Here is a 22844-nt window from a genome sequence, read left to right on the forward strand (position 1 = left end):
GATCACTCACCTGTGAAATCGAGCGGGGTCCGTGCTGCTCGGGCTGTGGGTTTGTTAGATTGCGCAATCACGCAACCCAAGTGGGCCCATCTCACGCCTGCCCGTACACCGCCGCGTACGGGACGACCGTACTGTCCCTGGGCCCGACCCGTTCATGGGAGTGGAAGATGACCGACCCGTGGGACGGCCCGGGGGGGCAGGCCACGCGGAGCCGCACCGACCGGGTGCCCGGACAGCGTGGCCCCCTGCCCGACGGGGCGCGCCCGACCGGTGGCCGCGCCGCGGCCCGGCAGGCGGCCAGATCCCGCGGCGGCAGAGGGTCCCGACGGGCCAAGCCGCCGGGCCGCGGCAGGCGGGCGCTGAAGATCGTCGGCCTGGTCACCGCCGTCCTGGTCCTGGTCACGGCGGGCGCGGGCTGGTGGTTCTACCAGCACCTGAACGGCAACATCAACAGCGTCTCCCTCGACGGCAAGGGCGGCACCGAGAAGGCCGACGCGTTCGGCCGGACCCCGATCAACATCCTGGTGATCGGCTCGGACGGCCGTACCAGCACCGCGGACTGCAAGCTCGGCGGCGGCTGCAAGGAGACCGGCGTACAGACCGGCAACGGCAACGCGGACGTGGAGATGGTCGTCCACATATCCGCCGACCGCTCCAACGCCACGGTCATGAGCATCCCCCGCGACACCATGGTCAACGTGCCGGCCTGCAAGGACAGCGCGAGCGGCCAGTCCACGGCCGGCTACTACGGCCAGGTCAACAGCGCCCTCGAGTACGGGCCCGCCTGCCAGGTCGACACCATCCACCAGCTCACCGGCATCACCATCGACCACTTCGTCAAACTGGACTTCTCAGGCGTGGTCAAGATGTCCGACGCGGTCGGCGGTGTCTCCGTCTGCGTCAACTCCAACGTGTACGACACCTACTCGCACCTCAAGCTGTCCAAGGGCGCCCACACCCTCAAGGGCGAGGCCGCGCTGGAGTTCGTCCGCTCCCGGCACGGCTTCGGCGACGGCAGCGACCTCGGCCGTACCGTCTCCCAGCACATCTTCCTCAGCGCGATGATCCGCAAGTTCAAGAGCGCGGGCACCCTCACCGACCCCACCGCGGTCTACAAGCTCGCCGACGCCGCCACCAAGGCGCTCACCGTGGACGACGAACTCGGCAGCGTCAACAAGCTGATATCGCTGGCGGCGGACGTCAACAAGGTCCCCACCAAGCGGATGACCTTCACCACCATGCAGACCGCCCCGGACCCGGCCAACAGCAACCGCGTGGTGGTGGGCGACGGCGCCAAGGACCTGTTCGCCACCATGGCCAACGACCAGTCGCTGACCACCAGTTCCGGCAAGAAGTCGTCGGCCGCCGCGGCCACCGCGAAGCCGAAGGCCACCACCTCGACCGTGCCCGCCGCCCAGATCGCCGTGACCGTCGAGAACGGCACCGACATCACGGGCCGCGCCTCCGCGATCGCGAACTCGCTGATCTCGCAGGGCTTCAGCAGCGGTACGAGCACGGCCAACGCGCCCAGCTCCGCGACCACGACCACCGTGACCTACGGGAGCGGTGACAAGGCCGAGGCGCAGACCGTCGCCAAGGCCCTGGACGTGCCCAGCTCGCACATCAAGCAGGGCACCGGCACCGGCGTGACCCTCGTCATCGGCAGCGACTGGACGACCGGCACCAGCTACCCGGCCAGCTCCGGCGACACCAAGGCCGCCGTCTCCAACGCCAACGCCTCGACCGCCGACGACTCCAAGACCTGCGCCAAGGTCAGCCCCTACAAGACCGTCAGCCTCAACGGGGTCGCGATGACACCGGCCCAGGCGTACGCGGCGGCGAGCGGCAAGCCCGACTCGGACGAGGGATAGGGCAACAGGGACAGGACAAGGGGAGGGACGCGGTTCACCACCCGTCCCGCTCTCCGGGGCACCGCTGCTTCCCGCGCGGGGAAGGTCCCGGGAACTGAACGGCGCCCGCATCCGACTCGTAAGGAGAAGGCAGGTTGACCAGGTAGGACGCGGGCGGTGGTGACATGCGGGCGCAGGGCGGGAGGTCCTCGGACCGCGTGGCGGCATCGGCGGGCATGAGCGTGTCCCTCCCGGTGCGGAGCCTGCGCGCGGCGGTGTTCGCCGTGCTGTGCGTACTGCTCGCCGTCGGAGCCCATGTGCTGGCCATGGGCGCGGCACCGCCGGTGTGGACGCAGGTCGCCGGCGGTGTGCCGGTCTTCGTGACCGGCTGTCTGCTGGGCGGCCGGGAGCGGTCGCTGGCCGGCATCGGAGGCGGGACGCTGGCCGCGCAGGGCGGGCTGCACCTCGTGTTCGACGCGGTACGGCCGCACCTCGGGACGACCATGCACGGCATGCAGGGCATGCGTATGGCGCCGTACGCCCATACCCACGTCCATGCCCACGCCCACGCGCTCACCCCGCACTCGACCGCCGCTCACCTCGGAGCGGCCCTGCTGCTGACCTGGTGGCTGCGGCGCGGGGAGGCCGCGCTGTGGTCGCTGCTGCGGCGTGCGGTCGTCTTCGTGCCGGGGCTCGTCGCCTGGTGGCAGGGGGAACGCGGGCTGTGGGGCGGACAGCCGGCTCCGGTTCCGGTGACGGTCCGGGCCGCCCCCGACAGGACGCGGCCGACGCGGCTGCGGTACGCCGTGCACCGGCGCGGGCCGCCGACGGGGATGTCGTACGCCGTCCGACCCCGACATCCCTTCCTCAGCACGGAGATCACTCACTCATGTCCACGACACGCACCACCCTGCGCCGTGCCGGCGCCGTCACCGCCCTGACCGCCGCCGGGTTCCTTGCCGCCGCCGGTGTCGCCTCCGCGCATGTCACCGTCCATCCCGAGAGCTATGCCAAGGGGGCCACGGACGGTGTGCTGACCTTCCGGGTGCCCAACGAGGAGGATGCGGCCTCCACCACGAAGGTGCAGGTGTTCCTGCCCACCGACCATCCGGTTCTGGGTGTTCTGGTGTCCCCGCGGGACGGCTGGACCGCCAAGGTGACCACGACCAAGCTGAAGACGCCGGTGAAGACGGACGACGGGACCATCACCGAGGCCGCCTCCGAGATCACCTGGACGGGCGGGAAGATCGGGGCGGGTCAGTTCGAGGACTTCGACGTCGCCTTCGGGCAGCTTCCCGAGGACGCCGGTGAGCTGACGTTCAAGACGCTGCAGACGTACTCCGACGGCAAGGTCGTGCGCTGGATCGAGGAGGCCGGGAGCGGGGGCGAGGAGCCGGAGAACCCGGCCCCGACGATCAAGCTCACCGCGAAGGGCGCCGACGACGACAGCGCCACGGCCGCCGCGGCCGCGGCCCCGAAGACCACCGGCACCTCCACCCCGACCGCGGCCGGCAGTGACTCGACGGCCCGGAGCCTCGGCAGCGCCGGGCTGATCGTGGGCGTGCTGGGACTGGCCGCGGGGGGATACGCCGTCGTGCGCGGCCGGCCGGGCGCCGGGCCCCGCGGGGAGTGAGCGTCCACCCTGCCGGCGGGGGTTCCGGCCGGCAGGGCGACGCCCGCCCCGTCGACACGGCCCGGCACCCATGGGGTGCCCGTCACCCGCTTGCCCCGGAACCCGGGCGCCGTCCGCTCCGACTACTGAGGCGGCACGGCCCGATCCGGCCGGGCCGTACGACGCGATCTGGAGACCCGTGATGGACGAGTCCCTGCCTTCCTCCGCCGGCGCGGGCACGCCGGCACCGCGCACGCCGGCCCCGCCGCCCGCGCTCTGTGGCTTCCTTCTGTTGCTGGCCCTGATCTGCACGGTGTCGTACGCCGTCGGAGCCGCCACCGGGCCCGTCGCCCCCGGCATACACGGCACCGATGCCGACCCGGGCACGAACTCGGTCGGGGGCGGGTCGGGCGGTATGAGCGATATGGGTGACATGGGAAACCTGCACGGGGGTGGCAACTGATGGGCACCGACCCGGTGGTGGCCCTCGTGACCACCGACCTGACCGTCGAGGGCATGACCTGTGCGGCCTGCGTGACCCGCGTCGAGAAGCGACTCGGCAAGCTGGACGGGGTCACGGCGAGCGTCAATCTGGCCACCGGGCGGGCCCGGGTGAGCCATCCGTCGCACATCGGCCCCGGCGAACTCGTCGCCACCGTCGAGAAGGCCGGGTACACGGCCGCCCTCCCCGAGCCGCCGCAGGAGAACGAGCGGCGCGGGGAGGCGGCGCACGAGGAACCCGGGGCCGCCCGGCAGGAGCGTGAGCGGCTGGTGTTCACCGCCCTGCTCGCGCTGCCCGTCCTCGTCCTGTCGATGGTGCCCGCGCTGCAGTTCCGCGACTGGCAGTGGCTGTGCTTCGTGCTCGCGGCGCCGGTCGCCGCGTGGAGTGCCTGGCCGTTCCACACCAGGGCCGTACGGGGCCTCAGGCACTCCGCGGCCACCATGGACACGCTGGTCTCGCTGGGCGTGGTCGCGTCCTTCTCCTGGTCGGCGTACGCGCTCTTCCTCGGCGGCGCCGGTGATCCCGGGATGCGGATGCCGTTCGGCCCGGTGCCCTCCGCTTCGGACGGCGTGGCCCACATCTACCTCGAAGCGGCGGTCGGCGTACCGCTGTTCGTGCTCGCCGGACGGTACCTGGAGGGGCGCGCCCGGCGGGGGACCGGGGCGGCGCTGCGGTCGCTCGCCCGGCTCGCGGCCAAGGAGGTCGCCGTGCGGGACGGGGACGACGAACGGCTGGTCCCCATCGAGTACTTGACCACAGGACAGATCTTCGTCGTACGGCCCGGCGAGCGGATCGCCACCGACGGCGAGGTGGCACAGGGGAGTTCGGCGGTGGACCTGTCCCTGGTCACCGGGGAGACCGAACCCGTCGAGGTGGGGCCCGGCTCGGCGGTGGTCGGCGGGGCCGTCAACGCCGGTGGGCTGCTGCTCGTACGCGCCACCGCGGTGGGCGCGGAGACCCGGCTCGCCCGGATCACCCGCCTGGTGACCGAGGCGCAGGCCGGCAAGGCGACAGCGCAGCGGCTGGCCGACTCGGTCGCCGGCGTCTTCGTGCCCGTCGTCCTGGCGCTGGCCGTCACGGTGCTCGGGTTCTGGCTCGGCGCCGGGGCCGATCCGCAGGCGGCGGTCACCGCGTGCGTCGCCGTCCTGGTCGTGGCCTGCCCCTGCGCGCTGGGCCTCGCCACCCCGACCGCGCTGATGGCCGCCACCGGGCGCGGCGCCCAACTGGGCGTTCTCGTCACCGGTCCGCAGGCCCTGGAGGGGCTCCAGCACCTCGACGTCGTCGTCCTGGACAAGACCGGCACCCTCACCACGGGCCAGATGAGCGTCGCCCGGATCACCGTCGTACCGGACGGACTCGGCCGGGCGGCGGCGCTGCGGCTGGCGGGGGCCGTCGAGCAGGGTTCGGAGCATCCGCTGGGCCGTGCCGTCGCCGCGTACGCCCGGCGGGAACTGGGCGAACCGCTCCCCGGGGTGGCGGAGTTCCGCGCGCTGCCGGGACGGGGCGTGCGCGGCCGGGTCGAGGGCCGGCTGGTCGAAGTCCTGGCCCCGGAGGACGAGTTGCCCACCGGTCTGACGGTGGACGAGGCCGCCGCGCACACGCCGGTGCTGGTGTGGGTGGACGGGGTGGCCGAGGCCCTGGTCGAGGTCGGAGACGCCGTACGGCCCGGCGGCTACCGGGCCGTCGACCGGCTGCGGCGGCTCGGTGTCCGGCCCGTGCTCGCCACCGGCGACCGGGAGGCACCCGCCCGGGCCGTCGCGAAATCCCTCGGCATCGACGAGGCGCACGCCCGCTGCACCCCCGAGGACAAGGCCGGCCTCGTACGAGACCTCCAGGAGCAGGGCTACCGGGTCGCGTTCGTCGGCGACGGCGTGAACGACGCCGCCGCACTCGCCTCCGCCGACCTCGGCATCGCCATGGGCAGCGGCACCGACGTGGCCATCGGCGCCGCCGACGTGACCCTCGTCCGCGGTGACATCGAGGCCCTCGCGGACGCGGTACGGCTGGCCCGGCGCACCCTGGGCACGATCCGCGCCAACCTCGTCTGGGCCTTCGGCTACAACGTCGTCACCGTGCCGCTCGCCATGGTCGGCCTGCTCAACCCGATGGTGGCGGCCGCCGCGATGTCGGGCAGCTCGCTGCTGGTCGTCACCAACAGCCTGCGGCTGCGCGGCCGGCCGTCCTCGCCCGCTCCCGTCGCCCGGAGGCGTCCGCGATGACCACACCGCCCGCACCACCCCCACCGTCCCTCTGGCGGCCGACCCGCCGCCGGCTCGCCGACACCCTGTCGGCCGCCATCGCGCCGGTAGCCGCGGTCGGCCTCGCCCTCGGGGGCCTGACGGCATGGGTCACGGCCGGGAAGGCGGGCAGCCCGCCCCGGATCGCCGTGTCGAACGGGCGGGTCTTCCTGCCGTACGGGAACAACAGGAACACCGCCGCGTTCTTCGACGTCACCAATGGCGGCGGGGCCGACGACCGGCTGGTGAAGGCGACTTCCTCCGCCGCGAGCGGGGAACTCGCCCTCGGCCGCCCCCGCATGGTCGGCGGCTCCGCCGCTTCCAGGGCCGACGTGCCCTCGACGACCGTCCCCGCGGGCGGCACACTGGCCATGTCTCCCGGCGGCCTCGATGTCACGCTCACGGCCAAGGACCCCCTGCGGGCGGGCGACCTGGTGTCGTTCACACTGCACTTCGAGCACAGCGGAGCGGTCAGGACCCTCGCGGTGGTGGTCCGGCCGACGTCGTGACCGGCCGGGTCCGGGCGCCGACGTGGTCCAGATCACACTCCGTGGGGTGAGTGGGGTCCCCGTCGGACATCCGTACCCCCACATGACGACCCGAGGCCGGATGCGAGGATGAGGCGCCATGACAGCAGGGTGGTGTTCTCGCACGCTACGGACCGCGGTTTTCGCGGCCGTGTGCGTGCTGCTCGCCGCCCTGGGCCACGTCCTGATGTCCGGCAGCCACGTGCCCGCCTGGGCGCTGGCCGCCGGCCTGGCCGGAACGGGTGCCGCCGGCTGGTGTCTGGCGGGCCGGGAACGCGGGTCGCCCCTGATCGTGACGGTCGTGGTCGTCGCCCAGGCCGTACTGCACGAGGCGTTCTCCCTCGCACAGGCGTCATCGGGCGGGACCGCGTCCAAGGGCATGGCGTCCATGGGCATGGCGTCCGTGGGCATGGGCTCCATGGGCATGGGGTCGATGCGGATGGACGCCATGGACGGCATGGGCCACATGAGCATGAGCCGCATGGTGCACATGGATCACATGGGGCACATGGGGCCTTCGACGGGTGGCGCAGGCTCGTCGTACGGCATGCTCGCTGCCCACCTGCTCGCCGCGCTCCTGACCGGTCTGTGGCTCGCGTACGGCGAGAAGGCCGCCTTCCGCATCCTGCGGGCCGTGGCCGGACGGCTGGCCGCGCCGCTACGGCTGCTGCTGGCGCTGCCTCCCGCGCCCGACCGGCGGCGGGTCCGCCCGCGCCGCCCTCGCTCGGACCGGACGCCGAGCCTTCGTCCTCTCGTCCACGCGATCACCTCCCGGGGGCCTCCGGCGGGGACGGCTGTCGTCTAGAGACAGCTGGATTCCCGAGGCCGCACCAGTGCGCCTCGGGCCCCGGCCGTACGCCCGCGCAGGCGTCGTAGCGGCATCATCCACGCCGTAGCGCCGACGCGCCGTAGGGCCGCCTCCCCCTCACCGGACCGCTCGCGCCGTCGCGCGCGCCGGTCCGGATCACGGATCCCGAGAAGGACACCAGGTGATCACCTCTGCCCTGCTTGATGCGCACCGCGATACGGACGGACCGGCATCCGCCGACGAGTCGACAACCGCCTGTGCGCTGGCCGCCCGAGGCGGTGACCCCGGCGCCGTCGAGGACTTCGTCAGCGCTCTGCATCGCGATGTCCTGCGGTACGTCGCCCACTTGTGCGGCGACCCCCAGGCCGTCGAGGACCTCGCCCAGGACACCTTCCTGCGCGCGCTCGGCAGCCTGCATCGTTTCGAGGGCCGTTCCTCGGCACGGGCATGGCTGCTGTCCATCGCCCGCCGGGCGGTTGTCGACAGCTACCGTCACGCGGCCGCCCGGCCCCGGCCGTCCGGCGAACCGGACTGGCAACTGGCCGTCGAACGGGCCCAGCCCCGTGGCCTGCCCGGCTTCGACGACGGCATCGCGCTGCAGGATCTGCTCGCCGCGCTGCCCGACGAGCGCCGGGAGGCGTTCGTCCTCACCCAGTTGCTCGGCCTCCCGTACGCCGAGGCGGCCGAGGTCAGCGGCTGCCCGGTCGGTACGGTCCGCTCCCGCGTGGCCCGCGCCCGGGCGACCCTGACGGACCTGCTGGAGGAGGCCGAGGGAGCCGCGGTGCCGACGGCGGCCTGAGCCCCGTTTCGCCCCGGCCCCCGACCAGGGGGTTGGGGCGACCAGGAGCCATGACATCCCGGGGCCCGTGCGTGGAGTCGCGTCACGGGCCGGTGAGGCAACGGCCGTAGGGCACGTGCCCGAAGTGGCCTACGGCCGCGGACCGGTGGCTCTCGGGGCGGGAGCGGGACGTTCCGCCGGCCGCGGTGCGGTCATGTCGAGCAGGAGCAGGGCGTCGTGGTCGGGGCTGCCGGGTTCGGCGGTGTAGACGCCGATGCGCTGACCGGGGGTGCCTTCGACGTGCAGGGACTGCGTGGTCAGGGTGACCGCCCCGACCTGGGGGTGCAGGAACGTCTTGTGCGCGGGCTTGCGTCCGGCCACCTCGTAGCGTTCCCACAGGCCCGCGAAGTCGGGGCTCTTGAGGAGGAGTTCGCCGACGAGGTGGGTGAGGTCGGGGGCGTCCGGGGCGGTGCCGGCGATGGCGCGCAGGCGGCCGACGCAGGCCGTGATCCGCCGGTCCCAGTCGGGGAGGAGGCCGCGGGCCGCCGGGTGCAGAAACAGGTAGCGGGCCAGGTTGCGCTGGGTGGCGGGCCAGTCGTCCAGGCCCGCGTAGAGGGCGAGGCCGCCGGGGTTCCAGGCGAGTATGTCCATGCTGCGACTGATGACGTAGGCCGGGTTCGGGCGCAGGGATTCGAGCAGCAGCCTGAGGTGGGGGCGCACGGTACGGCCGGGCGCGGGCGGCGGCTCCGGGGCGTAGCGGGCGGCGCGCGCGGCGAGTTCGCGCAGGTGCTGGTGTTCCTGGTCGTCCATGTGCAGGGCGCGGGCGAGCGAGTCGAGGACGGCGGGACTGGGCCGGGTCTCCTTGCCGCGTTCCAGGCGGACGTAGTAATCGATGCTGATGCCGGCGAGGGTGGCCAGCTCCTCGCGGCGCAGACCGGGGGTGCGGCGGATGCCGGCGCCGACGGTGAGGCCGACGTGTCCGGGGCTGGTCTGGGTGCGGCGGGCGCGCAGGTAGCGGCCCAGCTCGGCGCCTTCGCTGCGCGCGCTCTCGGATGGCATGCCCCCAGTCTCACCCGCTCAGCACCGGTCGCGCAGGGCAGGAGGGGGGCCCTGCCGTTACCCCTGAAGAGCCCGCCCTGCCACACCGGAGCGATCCGGGTGAAGCTGAAGGAGCAGGACGCCGGCACCCCGGAACACCGCCGGATCCGCCACAGGCATGACGTGGCCGGCCGGGCGGGAGCGAGGGTGCCTGGTGCGCCGTGGACGGGAATAGACGGGAATGGACGGGAGAGGACGAGATGCAGTACATCAAACTTCGTGACCTGGAGGTTTCCCGGATCGGCCTCGGCGCGATGGGGATGTCCCACGGCTACACCGGTTCCGGCACCGACGAGGCGGAGTCGATCAGGACCGTGCACCGGGCGCTGGAGCTGGGCGTCACGCTCGTCGACACCGCCGAGATCTACGGCCCCTACACCAATGAGGAGCTGCTGGGGCGGGCGCTGAAGGGGCGCCGGGACCAGGTGGTGCTGGCCACGAAGTTCGGCCTGGTCTCCCACGGTGGCGGCGGCGCCTGGAACCTGGATTCCGGCCCGGCCAACATCCGTGCCGCCGTGGAGGGGTCCCTGAAGCGGCTCGGCACCGATCACATCGACCTGTACTACCAGCACCGGGTGGATCCGGGCACGCCGATCGAGGAGACCGCCGGCGCCGTCCGCGAGCTGATCGCCGAGGGCAAGGTGCGGGCGTTCGGTCTCTCGGAGGCCGGCCCGGACACGATCCGGCGCGCCCATGCCATCCAGCCGGTCACCGCGGTCCAGTCGGAATACTCGCTGTGGACGCGCGGGATCGAGGAGCGCGTCCTGCCCGTCCTCCGGGAGCTGAACATCGGCCTGGTGCCGTTCTCGCCGCTCGGCCGTGGCTTCCTGACGGGCACCGTCCGCTCCACCGACCAGTTCGACGAGGGCGACTTCCGGCGCGACAACCCCCGCTTCACCGGCGAGAACTTCCAGCGCAACCTGGCGATCGCCGACGAGGTGCAGGGCGTCGCCGCGGAAGTCGGTGCCACGCCCGCGCAGGTGGCCCTGGCCTGGCTGCTCGCCCAGGGCGACGACATCACCCCGATTCCCGGCACCAAGCGGGTCAGCAGGGTCGAGGAGAACACCGCCGCCGACACGGTCACGCTGACCGGCCCGCAGCTCGACAAGCTCAGCAGCCTGCCGCCTGCCGCGGGTGACACGCACTCCGAGGCGCAGGCGCGGATGCTCGAACGCTGAATCCGCCCCGTCGTGACAGCCCACCTCCCCGTTTGGAGCAACACCCTTCATGCGTGCAGCAGTGATGTACGGAGCCGGCGACGTCCGTGTCGAGGACCGGCCCGACCCGAAGATCGTGCGGCCCACCGACGCCGTGGTCCGTACCGTCGCCTCGTGCGTGTGCGGCAGCGACCTGTGGCCCTACCGGTCGATGCCCGCCACCGGCACCGGCCGTCCCATGGGGCACGAGTTCCTGGGGGTCGTCGAGGAGACCGGCGTCGACGTGACCGGCCTGAAGGCGGGTGACCTGGTCGTCGCCCCGTTCACCTACAGCGACAACACCTGCGTCTACTGTGCCAGGGGTCTGCACATCTCGTGCCGCAACGGCGGCCGGTACGGCTTCGACGGCGTCGACGGCGGACAGGGCGAGGCCGTCCGCGTCCCGTACGCCGACGGCACGTTGGTGAAGCTGCCGGTGGCGGCCGACTCCGCGCTGCTCCCGTCCCTGCTGGCACTGTCGGACGTGATGACCACCGGTCACCACGGAGCGGTCACCGCCGGCGTGGCCCACGGGGACGCGGTGCTGGTCGTCGGTGACGGCGCGGTGGGCCTGTGCGCGGTGATCGCCGCGAAGCGGCTCGGTGCCGAGCGGATCGTCCTCGCGGGCCGCCATGAAGCGCGCACCGAACTGGGCCGGGAGTTCGGCGCCACCGACGTCGTCGCCGAGCGCGGTGCGGAGGGCATCGCCCGCATCCGCGAGCTGACCGGCGGCGTGTCCAAGGTGATCGAGGCGGTCGGAACCCGCCAGGCCCTCGACACCGCCCTGGGCGCGGTCCTCGACGGCGGCACCGTCAGCCGGCTCGGTGCACCGCAGTACGAGCAGGGGCCGATCGGGCCGGCTTCCTTCATGCGCAACATCACGTTGACCGGCGGCATCAGCCCCGCCCGCGCCTACATCGAGAAACTGCTGCCCGACGTCCTGGACGGCACGATCGCTCCCGGCCGCGTCTTCGACCGGACGTTCGCCCTCGACCGGACGCCGGACGCCTACCGGGCCATGGCCGACCGTCACGTCCTCAAGGCCCTCGTCACCCCCTGACAGGCGGGGCCCAGGGGCAGGATGCTCGGGCAGCTGTCGAGGCAGAACCTCGTGCGGAGCCGGTCAGGCGGTGGCGGGGGCGTGGAAGTAGTGGCCCTCGGCGAGGTCCTCGAGCAGGCCGGGGTGGGTGGGCTGCCAGTCGAGCAGTTCGCGGGTCAGGGTGTTCGACACCGGGACGTCGAGGCTCATGAAGGGGCTCAGCCAGGCGAAGTGCTCCTCCGCCGTTTCGGGGGCCACGGAGGTCACCGGTACGTCGAGGTGGCGGCCGATCGCCGTGGCGATGTCGCGGAGCGCCACGCCCTCCTCCGCGACGCCGTGCAGCGCCGATCCGGCGGGCGCCTTCTCGACGGCCAGGCGGAACAGCCGGGCGATGTCGAGACGGTGGACCGCCGGCCAGCGGTTGGCGCCGTCGCCGAGGTAGGCCGAGACGTTCTTGGCACGGGCGGTGGCGACCAGGTGCGGCACCCAGCCGTAGTCCCCCTCGCCGTGGACGGTCGGAGAGACCCGCACCGCCGATGAGCGGACGCCGCGCGAGGCGAACGCGAGCGCGGCCTGGGCGGTGGCCGACCGGATCACGTACGGCGAGCCGTCGACGGCGGGCGCGTCCTGCTCGGTCACCGTGCGCCCCGTCGGGAAGCCGATGAAGCCGGTGGCGAGGACAAGGGGGCGATCGGTGCCGGCGAGCGCATCGCCGAAGGTGTCGACGACGCGGCGATCGGCGTCGGCGGCGCCCTGGTAATCGCCGGTGAACGCGCGCTCGCCGTGGAAGGCGAGGTGGATCACCCCGTCCGACGCGGCGGCCGTGTCCCGCAGCACCTCAAGGTCGTCGAGGGTGCCGCGGACGACCTCCACGCCCGCGGTGGTGAGCGCGGCGGCGGAGGCGTCGGAGCGGGCGAGCCCGACGACCTGGTGCCCCGCGCCGATGAGCTCGGGAACGACAGCGGAGCCGATGAAACCGGACGCGCCGGTCACAAAGATGCGCATGGGAAACCCCAACCATTGATTTCAGTGACTGCAATCGACCTTAACACCCGATTGCAGTCACTGAAATCACGTAGGATCCGCCCATGGGTAGATGGCAGCCGAACGCACGCGGGCGCCTGGCGGCAGCGGCGCTGGAGCTCTACAGCGAGCGCGGCTACGAGCAGACCACCGTGGCGGAGATCGCCAGGCACGCCGGGCTCACGGAGCGGACCTTCTTCAACCACTACGCCGACAAGCGCGAGGTGCTGTTCGCCACCGCCGGCGAGTTCCAGGACCGGTTCGTGGGGGCGGTCTCCGGCGCCCTGGCGTCCATGGCCCCGATCGACGCCCTGGCCGTGGGTCTGGACGAGATCGCCGAGATGCTCGCCGGCCAACGCGACTTCGTCCGCACCCGGCAGGCTGTGATCATGTCGAACCCCGAGCTCCAGGAGCGCGACCTGATCAAGCTCGCCGCGACCTCGGCCGCGCTCGCCGACGCCCTGCGCCGGCACGGCGTCGCGGAACCGGACGCCAGCCTGGCCGCCGAAGCCGGGGTCGCCCTCTTCAAGGTCGGCTTCCACCGCTGGGTCGCGGCGGACGAGGAACACGAGCTGTCGCAGTTGATGCGGGAGGCACTGGACGCGCTCAAGGCCGTGACCGCGGGCGGTCAGCGCGCGGCCGGACCCCTCCAGCCGGCCGGAGCGTGGGAAGGAGCCCAGGACGATCGATAGTGTCCGGAGCGTAGATCCGACCGGCCGATGTGCGTAACAGCGAGGTGAGAGCCCACATGTTCACCACCCGACCCACCCTCCAGGGCACCTTCGGCATGGTGTCCTCCACGCACTGGCTGGCCTCCCAGTCGGCGATGGCGGTCCTGGAGAACGGCGGCAACGCCTACGACGCGGCCGTAGCGGGCGCGTTCGTCCTGCACGTGGTCGAGCCGCACCTCAACGGGCCCGCCGGCGAGGTACCGATCCTGCTCGCCCCGGCCGGTGGCGAGGTACGCGTGCTGTGCGGGCAGGGCGTGGCCCCGGCCGGCGCCACGGTCGCCCACTACCGGGGGCTCGGCCTGGATCTGGTCCCCGGCACCGGCCCGCTGGCCGCGGCCGTCCCCGGCGCCTTCGACGCCTGGCTGCTCCTGCTCCGCGACCACGGCACCAAGCCGCTGGAGGAGATCCTGGCGTACGCCATCGGGTACGCCGAGCACGGGCACCCGCCCGTGGAGAACGTCGGCGCGACGGTGGCGAGCGTACGGGAGCTGTTCGAGACCGAGTGGACCTCGTCGGCGGAGCTCTACCTGCCCGGCGGCCGTCCGCCCCGGCCCGGCGAGTTGTTCCGCAACCCCGCCCTCGCCGCCACCTGGAAGCGGCTGCTCGCCGAGACCGCGGGCGCCGGGGACCGGGAGGCGCGGATCGACGCGGCCCGCGAGGTGTGGCGCACCGGCTTCGTCGCCGAGGCCCTGGTCCGGCAGGCCGCCCGCCCCACCATGGACACCAGCGGCGAGCGGCACGCCGGCACCCTCACCGCCGCCGACCTGGCCGGCTGGTCCGCGAGCTACGAGACCCCGGTGTCCTACGACTGGAACGGCTGGACCGTGTGCAAGGCGGGTCCCTGGAGCCAGGGCCCTGCCCTCCTTCAGCAGCTCGCCCTGCTGCCGCCCGAGCTGTCCGATCTGCCCGGGTACGGCTCCGCCGACTACATGCACCTCCTGATCGAGGGCTGCAAGCTCGCCATGGCCGACCGCGAGGCCTGGTACGGGGACGCGACCGAGGTGCCACTGGCCGAACTGCTCTCGGACGCGTACAACGCCGGGCGGCGCGGCCTGGTGGGCGCGAAGGCCTCCGAGGAGCTGCGGCCCGGCAGCCCCGGCGGACGCGTGCCCCGGCTGCCCGGGCACGCGCGCGTGGAGGCCGCGCGGAGCGGCGCCTTCGACGCGCTGGGCGCGGGCGAGCCGACGGTCGCGCAGGTCGCCGCCGACGGCACCACCCGGGGCGACACCTGCCATCTGGACGTCGTCGACCGCTGGGGCAACATGATCGCGGCCACCCCCAGCGGCGGCTGGCTCCAGTCCAACCCCGTCGTCCCCGAGCTGGGCTTCCCGCTGGGCACCCGGCTCCAGATGGCCTGGCTGGAGGAGGGCCTGCCGAACTCCCTCACCCCCGGCCGCCGTCCCCGGACCACGCTCACCCCGTCGATCGCCCTGCGCGACGGCGTCCCGGTGCTGGCCTTCGGCACGCCCGGCGGCGACCAGCAGGACCAGTGGCAGCTGCACTTCTTCCTGGCCGTCGCGCTGCGCGGCGAGGTGCGCGGCGGTCTCGATCTCCAGGGCGCGATCGACGCCCCGAACTGGCACAACGACAGCTTCCCCAGCTCCTTCTACCCGCGCGGACGGCGCCCCGGAAGCGTGACCGTCGAGTCGCGGACGGACCCCGGGGCGGTGGCGGAGCTGCGGCGGCGCGGCCACGACGTGACGGTCGGACCGGGCTGGTCGGAGGGGCGGCTGTGCGCGGTGGCCCGGGACCCGAGGACCGGGGTGCTGTCGGCGGGGGCGAATCCGCGCGGGATGCAGGGGTACGCGGTGGGGCGTTGACGCCGGCGTCCTGTTGCCGGGGCGCTGACCTGGTACGTCCCTTGACCGCCCACTGATCGTCGGCACCGGTTGTTCGCCCGGATTCCATGCACCGTACATCTGAGCGGCGGGGATTGTCAGTGACGCGTGCTCTCATGGAGGCATGATCGAAGCAACGGAGACCATCGACGAGTTTCTCCTTCAGCATGCCGGTGACGTCGAGGACGCCATCCGCAAGGCCGCCCGGACCGAGATCCTGCCCCGCTGGCGCAGGCTCGCCGACCACGAGGTCGACCAGAAGAGCGGGCCGCACGACCTGGTGACGGACGCCGACCGGCTCGCCGAGAGGTACCTCACCGGGGCGCTGGGCGCCCTGCTGCCGGGTTCCGTCGTGGTCGGCGAAGAGGCGGTGCACGCGGACCCGGAGACGTACGAGGCGCTCCAGGGCGACGCGCCGGTGTGGATCGTCGACCCGGTCGACGGCACCCGCCAGTTCGTGCGCGGCGAGGACGGCTTCTGCACCCTGGTCGCGCTGGCCCACCGGGGAGCCCTGCTCGCCTCCTGGACCTTCGCCCCGGCCCGCGGCCAACTCGCCACGGCGGTACGGGGGAAGGGCGCCTTCCTGGACGGCGTACGGCTGCACGCCGGGCCGCCCGCGGAGGGCCGGGACCTGCGGATAGCCACCTCCCACCCGGACTACACGACCGACGCGCAGAAGCGCGCGCTGTTCGCCCTGTGGGTCGACGGCGTCGCCCCGCGCGCCTGCGGCTCTGCGGGCCTGGAGTATCTCGCCGTCGCCCGGGGGGAGTTGGACGCGACCGCGTTCTCCTGGGAGGCCGCCTGGGACCACGCGGCCGGGCTGCTGCTGGTCGAGGAGGCGGGCGGCGCCCACCTCACCCTGGCCGGCGAGCCGTTCCGGATCACGGGCGGCAACACCCTGCCGTTCACCGCGGCCCGCGACGCGGCCACCGCCCACCGGGTGGTGGACCTGCTGCAGAACCCCCACTGGTAACCCCGGACGAGGGCGGTGTCAGTCCTCCGGCATATCCTGAACCCGAGTGGCCAATCGGCTGACGAAGGGGTGCGAAGGTGCCGTCGATGCTCGATGCGGTCGTGGTGGGGGCGGGGCCGAACGGCCTGACGGCCGCCGTGGAGCTGGCCCGGCGCGGCTTCTCCGTCGCCGTCTTCGAGGCGCGCGACACCGTGGGCGGCGGCGCCCGCACCGAGGAGCTCACGCTGCCCGGCTTCCGGCACGACCCGTGCTCCGCGGCGCACCCGCTCGGCATCAACTCGCCCGCGTTCCGCGCCCTGCCCCTGGAGCGCTACGGCCTGGAGTGGCTGCACCCCGAGCTGCCGATGGCCCACCCCTTCCCGGACGGCCGGGCCGCCGTACTGGCCCGCTCGGTCGCCGAGACGGCGGCCTCCTTCGGACCGCGCGACGCGGGCACCTACCGCAGGCTGGTCGAGCCGTTCCTGCCCAAGTGGGACACCCTGGTACGGGACTTCATGTCCCTGCCGCTGACCGCGCTGCCCCGCGACCCGGTCACCCTCGCCCGCTTCGGCCTGGTCGGGCTGCCGCCCGCCGGCCTGCTCCTGCACCGCTTCCGCGAGGAGCGGGCCAGAACCCTCTTCGCCGGCCTCGTCGCCCATGTCATGGCCCCGCTCAGCGGCATCGCGACCGGCGCCGTCGGCCTGGTCTTCGCGCTCGCCGCACACGCCCGCGGCTGGCCGGTGGCCCGGGGCGGCTCGCAGGCCATCTCCGACGCGCTCGCCGCCTATCTCAAGGACCTCGGCGGCGCGATCCACACCGACTACGAGGTCAAGCGCCTCGACGACCTGCCGCCCGCCCGGTCGTACATCTTCGACACCTCGCCGACCGCGCTCGCCCGTATCGCCGGCCTCGGCAACTACTACGAGGACTACCGGTACGGCCCGGGCGTCTTCAAGATCGACTACGCGCTCGACGGGCCGGTTCCGTGGACGGCGCCGGAGGCCCGTCGGGCCGGGACCGTGCAGATCGGCGCGGACAGCGCGGAGATCGGCAGCGCCCTGCGCGCCGCCTCCCGCGAGGGCCGCGCCCCCGACCGGCCGTTCATGATCACCGTGCAGCCCGGGGTCGTGGACCCCTCCCGCGCCCCCGAGGGCAAGCAGGTCTTCTGGGCGTACGCCCATGTGCCCAGCGGCTGGACCGGTGACCTCACCGATGTGATGGAACGTCAACTGGAGCGCTTCGCCCCGGGATTCCGCGACCGCGTCCTGGCCCGCGCCACCGCCGGACCCGCCGAACTCGCCGCCCGCAACGCCAACTACGTCGGCGGCGACATCGGCACCGGTGCGGTCTCCGGCCTGCAGATCCTGCTGCGCCCCAAGCTCTCCCTGTTCCCGTACGGCACCCCGCATCCGGCCGTCTTCATCTGCTCGTCGGCCACCCCGCCCGGACCTGGGGTACACGGCATGTCGGGGCACAACGCGGCCAAGGCCGTGTGGAGGAGGCTGAGACAGTCATGACCCGCATCACGCTCGTCCAGGGCGACATCACGCAGCAGACCGCCGACGCGATCGTCAACGCGGCCAACTCCTCCCTGCTCGGCGGCGGAGGCGTCGACGGCGCCATCCACCGGCGCGGCGGCCCGGCGATCCTGGAGGACTGCCGCAAGCTCCGCGCCGGGCACTACGGCAAGGGCCTGCCCACCGGCCAGGCGGTCGCCACCACCGCCGGCGAGCTCGACGCCCAGTGGGTCATCCACACCGTCGGACCCGTCCACTCCCCGAGCGAGGACCGCTCCGAGCTGCTGGCCTCCTGCTACCGCGAGTCCCTGAAGCGCGCCGACGAACTCGGCGCCCGCACGGTCGCGTTCCCCGCCGTCTCCACCGGGATCTACGGCTGGCCGCTGGACGACGGCGCCCGGATCGCCGTGGCGACCGTCCGGGAGGCGGACACGGCCGTCGAGGAGGTCCGGTTCGTGCTCTTCGACGAGCGGGCCTACGAGGCGTTCGCCGCGCAGCTGACCTGAGCGCGGGTCCGTACACCGACTCCGGTGCTCAGGTCGGCTGCGTGGGTGTTGACGTCTGCTCCGGCGCTCAGGACGGCTGCGCGGGCGTTCACCGCAGCCGCCGCTCTCGGGACGGCTGCGGGGGAGCGCACGCGCACACCGTCTCCGGCGCCCCGGTCCGCTGCGCGGCTGCGCTCACACCGACTCCCGCACGATGATCCGCGCCGGGACCGGTACCAGGCCCGCCGAGTCCAGCCCCAGCGCGGTGCGCGCCGCGAGCCGGCCATGGGCCTCCGCGTCGATGTGCACGGTGGTCAGGGCGGGGGTGCTCAACTCGCCGTACTCGGTGTCGTCGTAGCCGATCACCGCGATGTCGCCGGGGACGGCCAGGCCCAGGTCGTGCAGGGCGGTCAGGGTGCGCAGGGCGAGGTCGTCGTCGAAGGCGGCGACCGCCGTGACGTCCGGGTGGGCCGCGCGCAGCCCGGCGACCGCGCCGGTGCCCGCCCGCCTCGGACGCGGCACCGTGACCGGGACCAGGGGCGGCAGGCCGAGGCTGTGCGCGGTGTGCTCGGCGAACCGGCGCCGGGCCCGGGCCGGCGCCGAGTCCTCCTCAGGGAGGGCCAGCGCGATCCGGGTGTGCCCGTGCTCGGCCAGATGCCGGATCTGCAGGGCCGCGTGCGCGGCGAGGCCGTCCTTCCAGCCGCCGCCCCGGTCCTCCAGGTCGTGACCGGTCAGATACGGCTCGGCGAACCGGATCATGGCACGCGGGGTGATCGCGTCGAGCACCTGCCGGGTCGCCTCCGCCGAGTGCCGACCGTGCCGCACCAGCAGGACATGTCCGTGGGCGGCGAGTTCATCGTCCAGGCCGCGCACATAGCTGCGCGAGTAGTTGCCCTCCAGCCCCCGGTCCAGGTCGAGGACGACCACCCGGGAACTGCCCTCGCGCAGCGCGCGGGCCACCCCGTGCGGGACATAGCCGAGGTCGCGCGCCGCCTGCCGTACCCGGTCGCGGGTGGCGGCCGAGATGGACTGGCGCGGGTCGTCGTTCAGGACGAAGCTGACCGTGGCACGCGAGACACCACTGGCGGCGGCCACGTCGTTCAGCGTGACCCTGCCCGACCCACTCATCACCCGGCCCCGATCCTCGGTTCCGGCCCTTCGGTCCAGGCAGGGTCGACCGGGACCAGATGGGCCTCGGCCGCGCGCCGGAACGCCGGCAGCAGGGGATGCCGGTCGCCGGCCCGGGTGGCCAGGACGACCTGGACGGGATCCGCGTCCACGACCGGTACGACGACGATGTCCGGCCGCAGGTTGCCCCGGAAGCCGGCCGGCGCCAGCGACACCACCTCACCGCTCGCCACCAGCTCCAGCTTGTCCTCCAGCGTGTCCACCAGGGCGCCCAGGTTGGTGTGACCGGCGGGATTCGCGCCGATCCGGTCGGCGCCGGTGAAACGGGGCAGCGGCTCGTCGGCGAAGTCGGCGAGCGTGACCGACTCCTTGCCCGCCAGCCGGTGGCCGAGCGGGACCAGCAGCACGCGCGGCTCGTCGTACAGCAGCGTGATGTCCAAGTCGTCCGCGGTGAACAGGAACCGGGTCACCACCACGTCGACCCGGTGGTCGAGCAGCGCGTCGCGCGGTTCGTTCCAGTCCACGTGCAGGGTGCGGACGTCGGCCTCCGGGTGGCGGTGGCGGAGGTCCCGGACGGCCGGGGTGACGATCTGGTGGGTGGTGTACCCGACCGTGAACGGGCCGTGCGCGGCGGCCGAGCGCGCGCTCGCGGCAGCCCGGGCGGCGCTGCGCAGCAGCTCCCTGGCCTGCGGCAGAAAGGTCTCGCCGGCCTCGGTGAGCCGGGTGCCGCGAGGGGTGCGGTCCAGCAGCCGGACGCCCAGCTCCCGCTCCAGACGCCGGATCTGCCGGCTCAGCGACGGCTGGGCCAGATGCAGCGCGTCGGCGGCCCGGCCGAAGTGCAACTCCTCGGCGACCACGGTGAAGTAGCGCACCAGGCGCAGCTCCAGGTCCACCTGCGGTACGAAGGAATCGGGCACGCCTCGACTCTACTCCGGCCGCCGTGAGCTGCGGTCATGACCGGACGGTCATCACCGGGTGCGGAACGGGTCTTGGACCCCGGCCCCAGGCCGGACGCAGGCTGGAGTCATCCCAGCACATTCACTCTCCGTGAGGTGATTTCTCATGCGTGTGTTCGTCACCGGCGCCACCGGGTTCATCGGCAGCGCGGTCGTCCGCGAACTGCTCGGCGCCGGGCACCAGGTGCTCGGCCTGGCCCGCTCGGACGTGGCCGAGGCGGCCCTGAAGGAGGCGGGTGCGGAGGTGCACCGGGGCGACCTCGACGACGTCGACGGGCTGCGGGTCGCGGCGAGGGCGGCGGACGGGGTGGTTCACACGGGCTTCAACCACGACTTCTCCGACCTGCCGGGCGCCCTGCGCACCGAACTCGCGGCCCTGGCGGCCTTCGGCGACGCCCTCGCCGACTCCGGCCGCCCCCTGGTCATCAGCTCCGTGACCGGCCTGCTCACCCCGGGCCGCCTCGGCACCGAGACGGACGGACCCGACCCCGCGGCGCCCGGCGCACACCGCGGGGAGTCGGAGCGGGCCGCCCTCGCCCTGGCCGGCCGCGGCGTACGGGTCTCCGCGATCCGGCTCTCGGCCTCCGTGCACGGCGCCGGCGACCACGCCTTCGTCCCGCACCTGATCGACCTCGCCCGGGACAAGGGCGTCGCCGGCTACCCGGGCGACGGCGCCAACCGCTGGCCGGCCGTGCACCGTCTGGACGCGGCCGTCCTCTTCCGCAAGGCCCTGGAGACCGCCCCGGCCGGTGCCGTGCTGCACGCGGCCGCGGAGGAGGGCGTACCGCTCCGCGACATCACGGCGGTCATCGGCCGCCGCCTGGGCCTGCCGGTGGTGTCCCTCGGGGCGGAGGAGGCGGCCGCCCACTTCGGGTGGATGATCCGTTTCGCCGGCAACGACAACCCGACGTCGAGCACCGTGACCCGGGAGCGTTACGACTGGCGGCCCGACCGGCCGGGACTCCTGGCCGACCTCGACCAGGACCACTACTTCGGCGGCTGAGCCCCGAACCCGCCCCACCCGAGGGCGCCGACGGCCCACTGGCCAACCGGCGCCCCCGGTCCCCCCCGTCCCCCACCGGGCCCCCGCCCTCGCGGCGCCCCGGTCAGCCGTTGGTCCCGGCGGTGCCGGCAGCTCCGGCGGTCTGGGCAGTCCCGGCAGTCCCGGCAGGGCGGGCAGTGTGGGCAGCTCCGGCAGTCCCGGCAGTCCCGGCAGTCCTGGCACTCCGGGCAGTCCCGGAGGCCCCCGCAGCCCCGGCTGTCCGGGGCGTCCCGGCGGCCCCGGCTTTGCGAACCCTCCCCGCGGCCTCCGGTGGTCGTGGTGCCAAGCTCCACGACACCCCCGCCAGCGCCGCCAACACCCCGGCGACCAGCAGGGGATGGCTGACCAGCCACGTCTGGAGGCTCTCGAACGGGTCGGCCGGGGTCAGTGCCGCCCGTTCCAGCATCCAGGACCCCGAGAACACCAGGCCGACCACGGCGATCCCGATCCGGAACGCCGGGTAGACGCTGGTGCGGGCCAGCACCAGCAGCGACGGCATCAGCAGGGCGACGACCAGCAGCTGGGTCAGCTCGATGCCCAGGTTGAAGCCGAGCAGCGTGGTCACCAGGGAACCCCGGTCGAGCCCCAGCTCGCCGATGAGGGAGGCGAACGCCAGCCCGTGCACCAGCCCGAATCCGCTCGCGATCAGCACCTCGCCGCGCGCCACCAGGGGTCGTACGGCATGCAGCGCGGACACCGCGATCGACAGGGCGATGAGCGTCTCGACCGGCCGGGACGGCACATGGACGACCCCGGTGGCGGCCAGCGCCAGCGTGAGGGAGTGACCCACCGCGAACGCCGACACCACGTGCACGACCCGCACCACACTGCGCCGCGCCGAAGGTGCGGCCGTGCGCCAGCTGCCCCCGGCGGCCAGCAGGGGGGCCGGAATGAGCAGCATCAGCAGGAACAGCAGGTGGTCGGCGCCCTCGCCGACGTGCTTGATGCCCAGCCCGGCGGCGCTCAGAAAGCCGCGCAGCCAGGACCGCCGGCCCGAGGGGACCTCCAGGGACTTGGTGTCCCAGTCGAAGACGCCCAGGGTGCGGGCGTCCGCGGACGTGGCGACGCCCTGCCGCAGGTCGTAGCCGACCGTGACGATGACCTGGTGGGTGAGGAGTTCCTCGACGATGACGTCGTAGCGCAGTCGGAAGCCGGTGACACGGGCGTCCGGCGGGCGGATCGTCAGGGGGTAGACGAGATGGAGGATTCCGTCGATCGTGCGGACCGTCCCCGCGCCGAGGGTGACCGTCCAGGCCCTCCCGTCGTCACCGGTGGCACCGATGTGCCGGGCGGCGTACCCGTGCAGGAACGCCCGGTCGGTCCCGAGGACGGCGGCCGGGGTGAGATCGCGGTGTACGGCCACCGAGAGCCGGTCGAGGGGCAGTTCGACCTCGCCGGTGACCCGGTCGTCGTGGACGTCCAGCAGGACGGCCGAGGTCGCCATGGGGTGGGCGCCGGCCGCCGGCACGGGACCGGCGACCAGCGCTACGGCGGCGACCAGCAGCGCGAGCAGCAGTCGGCGCAC

At 73.5% G+C, this 22844-nt stretch carries 21 protein-coding genes; 16 read left to right on the top strand and 5 right to left on the bottom strand.

The window, feature by feature from the left end; all coding sequences use genetic code 11:
• Nucleotides 1–167: 167 nt before the first annotated feature.
• The 8 genes from ACZ5K7_RS24665 (at nucleotide 168) to ACZ5K7_RS24700 (ending at nucleotide 8335) form a co-directional block, all read left to right on the top strand.
• Nucleotides 168–1871 (top strand): LCP family protein, encoded by a 1704-nt coding sequence (locus tag ACZ5K7_RS24665; protein ID WP_468916147.1) that lies wholly within the window; start codon nucleotides 168–170, stop codon nucleotides 1869–1871.
• Between the two features lie 215 nt (nucleotides 1872–2086).
• Entirely contained in the window at nucleotides 2087–2791 is a 705-nt protein-coding gene (locus ACZ5K7_RS24670; RefSeq protein WP_468916150.1) for a hypothetical protein, read from the top strand.
• A complete protein-coding gene (locus tag ACZ5K7_RS24675) occupies nucleotides 2740–3483 on the top strand; it encodes a YcnI family copper-binding membrane protein (RefSeq protein ID WP_351698884.1) in 744 nt (247 codons plus the stop codon). Before ACZ5K7_RS24670 ends, ACZ5K7_RS24675 begins: the two co-directional genes overlap by 52 nt.
• A 181-nt stretch (nucleotides 3484–3664) precedes the next feature.
• Complete coding sequence (locus ACZ5K7_RS24680; protein WP_468916153.1) at nucleotides 3665–3925, top strand: hypothetical protein; 261 nt, start codon at nucleotides 3665–3667, stop codon at nucleotides 3923–3925.
• Complete coding sequence (locus ACZ5K7_RS24685) at nucleotides 3925–6183, top strand: heavy metal translocating P-type ATPase (RefSeq protein WP_468916156.1); 2259 nt, start codon at nucleotides 3925–3927, stop codon at nucleotides 6181–6183. Before ACZ5K7_RS24680 ends, ACZ5K7_RS24685 begins: the two co-directional genes overlap by 1 nt.
• On the top strand, nucleotides 6180–6710 hold the full coding sequence (locus ACZ5K7_RS24690) for a copper chaperone PCu(A)C (protein ID WP_468916159.1): 531 nt from the start codon (nucleotides 6180–6182) through the stop codon (nucleotides 6708–6710). Before ACZ5K7_RS24685 ends, ACZ5K7_RS24690 begins: the two co-directional genes overlap by 4 nt.
• Nucleotides 6711–6828: 118 nt before the next feature.
• Entirely contained in the window at nucleotides 6829–7533 is a 705-nt protein-coding gene (locus ACZ5K7_RS24695) for a hypothetical protein (protein ID WP_468916161.1), read from the top strand.
• A 184-nt stretch (nucleotides 7534–7717) separates the two neighbouring features.
• On the top strand, nucleotides 7718–8335 hold the full coding sequence (locus ACZ5K7_RS24700) for a sigma-70 family RNA polymerase sigma factor (RefSeq protein WP_351698894.1): 618 nt from the start codon (nucleotides 7718–7720) through the stop codon (nucleotides 8333–8335).
• Nucleotides 8336–8464: 129 nt separating this feature from the next.
• On the opposite strand, the gene ACZ5K7_RS24705 is transcribed toward ACZ5K7_RS24700, so the two are convergent.
• Entirely contained in the window at nucleotides 8465–9373 is a 909-nt protein-coding gene (locus tag ACZ5K7_RS24705) for a helix-turn-helix transcriptional regulator (protein ID WP_351698896.1), read from the bottom strand.
• 239 nt (nucleotides 9374–9612) lie between these two features.
• Here ACZ5K7_RS24705 and ACZ5K7_RS24710 point away from each other — a divergent pair, with 239 nt between their 5' ends.
• Nucleotides 9613–10590, top strand: coding sequence for an aldo/keto reductase (locus ACZ5K7_RS24710; protein ID WP_468916166.1), 978 nt, complete (start codon nucleotides 9613–9615; stop codon nucleotides 10588–10590).
• 49 nt (nucleotides 10591–10639) lie between these two features.
• Nucleotides 10640–11668 (top strand): zinc-binding dehydrogenase, encoded by a 1029-nt coding sequence (locus tag ACZ5K7_RS24715; RefSeq protein ID WP_468916169.1) that lies wholly within the window; start codon nucleotides 10640–10642, stop codon nucleotides 11666–11668.
• A 63-nt stretch (nucleotides 11669–11731) separates the two neighbouring features.
• Here the strand turns inward: ACZ5K7_RS24715 and ACZ5K7_RS24720 are convergent, their stop codons facing one another.
• Entirely contained in the window at nucleotides 11732–12652 is a 921-nt protein-coding gene (locus tag ACZ5K7_RS24720; protein ID WP_468916171.1) for an SDR family oxidoreductase, read from the bottom strand.
• An 83-nt stretch (nucleotides 12653–12735) separates the two neighbouring features.
• Here ACZ5K7_RS24720 and ACZ5K7_RS24725 point away from each other — a divergent pair, with 83 nt between their 5' ends.
• The 5 genes from ACZ5K7_RS24725 to ACZ5K7_RS24745 all read left to right on the top strand — a co-directional run bounded on the left by ACZ5K7_RS24725 (nucleotide 12736) and on the right by ACZ5K7_RS24745 (nucleotide 18214).
• The gene (locus ACZ5K7_RS24725) at nucleotides 12736–13362 is read left to right on the top strand and encodes a TetR/AcrR family transcriptional regulator (RefSeq protein WP_468916174.1); all 627 of its coding nucleotides are present in this window, start codon (nucleotides 12736–12738) and stop codon (nucleotides 13360–13362) included.
• Between the two features lie 56 nt (nucleotides 13363–13418).
• Complete coding sequence (locus ACZ5K7_RS24730; RefSeq protein WP_468916177.1) at nucleotides 13419–15221, top strand: gamma-glutamyltransferase family protein; 1803 nt, start codon at nucleotides 13419–13421, stop codon at nucleotides 15219–15221.
• Between the two features lie 142 nt (nucleotides 15222–15363).
• The gene (locus tag ACZ5K7_RS24735) at nucleotides 15364–16212 is read left to right on the top strand and encodes an inositol monophosphatase family protein (RefSeq protein WP_468916179.1); all 849 of its coding nucleotides are present in this window, start codon (nucleotides 15364–15366) and stop codon (nucleotides 16210–16212) included.
• Nucleotides 16213–16298: 86 nt separating this feature from the next.
• Nucleotides 16299–17708 (top strand): phytoene desaturase family protein, encoded by a 1410-nt coding sequence (locus ACZ5K7_RS24740; protein WP_450973404.1) that lies wholly within the window; start codon nucleotides 16299–16301, stop codon nucleotides 17706–17708.
• Nucleotides 17705–18214, top strand: a complete 510-nt coding sequence (locus ACZ5K7_RS24745) for an O-acetyl-ADP-ribose deacetylase (protein WP_351698914.1) — start codon at nucleotides 17705–17707, stop codon at nucleotides 18212–18214. The genes ACZ5K7_RS24740 and ACZ5K7_RS24745 overlap by 4 nt, the downstream gene beginning before the upstream one ends.
• A gap of 174 nt (nucleotides 18215–18388) precedes the next feature.
• Here the strand turns inward: ACZ5K7_RS24745 and ACZ5K7_RS24750 are convergent, their stop codons facing one another.
• Nucleotides 18389–19288: a LacI family DNA-binding transcriptional regulator gene (locus tag ACZ5K7_RS24750; protein ID WP_450973403.1), complete on the bottom strand. Its 900-nt coding sequence runs from the start codon at nucleotides 19286–19288 to the stop codon at nucleotides 18389–18391.
• Between the two features lie 32 nt (nucleotides 19289–19320).
• The gene (locus ACZ5K7_RS24755; protein ID WP_468916184.1) at nucleotides 19321–20238 is read right to left on the bottom strand and encodes a LysR family transcriptional regulator; all 918 of its coding nucleotides are present in this window, start codon (nucleotides 20236–20238) and stop codon (nucleotides 19321–19323) included.
• Nucleotides 20239–20383: 145 nt separating this feature from the next.
• Between ACZ5K7_RS24755 and ACZ5K7_RS24760 the strand changes: the two genes are divergently transcribed.
• On the top strand, nucleotides 20384–21280 hold the full coding sequence (locus tag ACZ5K7_RS24760; protein WP_468916186.1) for an SDR family oxidoreductase: 897 nt from the start codon (nucleotides 20384–20386) through the stop codon (nucleotides 21278–21280).
• Nucleotides 21281–21383: 103 nt separating this feature from the next.
• On the opposite strand, the gene ACZ5K7_RS24765 is transcribed toward ACZ5K7_RS24760, so the two are convergent.
• The gene (locus tag ACZ5K7_RS24765; protein WP_468916188.1) at nucleotides 21384–22844 is read right to left on the bottom strand and encodes a HupE/UreJ family protein; all 1461 of its coding nucleotides are present in this window, start codon (nucleotides 22842–22844) and stop codon (nucleotides 21384–21386) included.

Source organism: Streptomyces sp. NPDC031497, assembly GCF_055580905.1.

Coding starts and splice junctions, on each gene's coding strand:
- ACZ5K7_RS24665 (WP_468916147.1), top strand. CDS start 168: ATGACCGACCCGTGGGACGGCCCGGGGGGGCAGGCCACGCGGAGCCGC.
- ACZ5K7_RS24670 (WP_468916150.1), top strand. CDS start 2,087: ATGAGCGTGTCCCTCCCGGTGCGGAGCCTGCGCGCGGCGGTGTTCGCC.
- ACZ5K7_RS24675 (WP_351698884.1), top strand. CDS start 2,740: ATGTCCACGACACGCACCACCCTGCGCCGTGCCGGCGCCGTCACCGCC.
- ACZ5K7_RS24680 (WP_468916153.1), top strand. CDS start 3,665: ATGGACGAGTCCCTGCCTTCCTCCGCCGGCGCGGGCACGCCGGCACCG.
- ACZ5K7_RS24685 (WP_468916156.1), top strand. CDS start 3,925: ATGGGCACCGACCCGGTGGTGGCCCTCGTGACCACCGACCTGACCGTC.
- ACZ5K7_RS24690 (WP_468916159.1), top strand. CDS start 6,180: ATGACCACACCGCCCGCACCACCCCCACCGTCCCTCTGGCGGCCGACC.
- ACZ5K7_RS24695 (WP_468916161.1), top strand. CDS start 6,829: ATGACAGCAGGGTGGTGTTCTCGCACGCTACGGACCGCGGTTTTCGCG.
- ACZ5K7_RS24705 (WP_351698896.1), bottom strand. CDS start 9,373: ATGCCATCCGAGAGCGCGCGCAGCGAAGGCGCCGAGCTGGGCCGCTAC.
- ACZ5K7_RS24710 (WP_468916166.1), top strand. CDS start 9,613: ATGCAGTACATCAAACTTCGTGACCTGGAGGTTTCCCGGATCGGCCTC.
- ACZ5K7_RS24715 (WP_468916169.1), top strand. CDS start 10,640: ATGCGTGCAGCAGTGATGTACGGAGCCGGCGACGTCCGTGTCGAGGAC.
- ACZ5K7_RS24720 (WP_468916171.1), bottom strand. CDS start 12,652: ATGCGCATCTTTGTGACCGGCGCGTCCGGTTTCATCGGCTCCGCTGTC.
- ACZ5K7_RS24725 (WP_468916174.1), top strand. CDS start 12,736: ATGGGTAGATGGCAGCCGAACGCACGCGGGCGCCTGGCGGCAGCGGCG.
- ACZ5K7_RS24730 (WP_468916177.1), top strand. CDS start 13,419: ATGTTCACCACCCGACCCACCCTCCAGGGCACCTTCGGCATGGTGTCC.
- ACZ5K7_RS24735 (WP_468916179.1), top strand. CDS start 15,364: ATGATCGAAGCAACGGAGACCATCGACGAGTTTCTCCTTCAGCATGCC.
- ACZ5K7_RS24740 (WP_450973404.1), top strand. CDS start 16,299: ATGCTCGATGCGGTCGTGGTGGGGGCGGGGCCGAACGGCCTGACGGCC.
- ACZ5K7_RS24745 (WP_351698914.1), top strand. CDS start 17,705: ATGACCCGCATCACGCTCGTCCAGGGCGACATCACGCAGCAGACCGCC.
- ACZ5K7_RS24760 (WP_468916186.1), top strand. CDS start 20,384: ATGCGTGTGTTCGTCACCGGCGCCACCGGGTTCATCGGCAGCGCGGTC.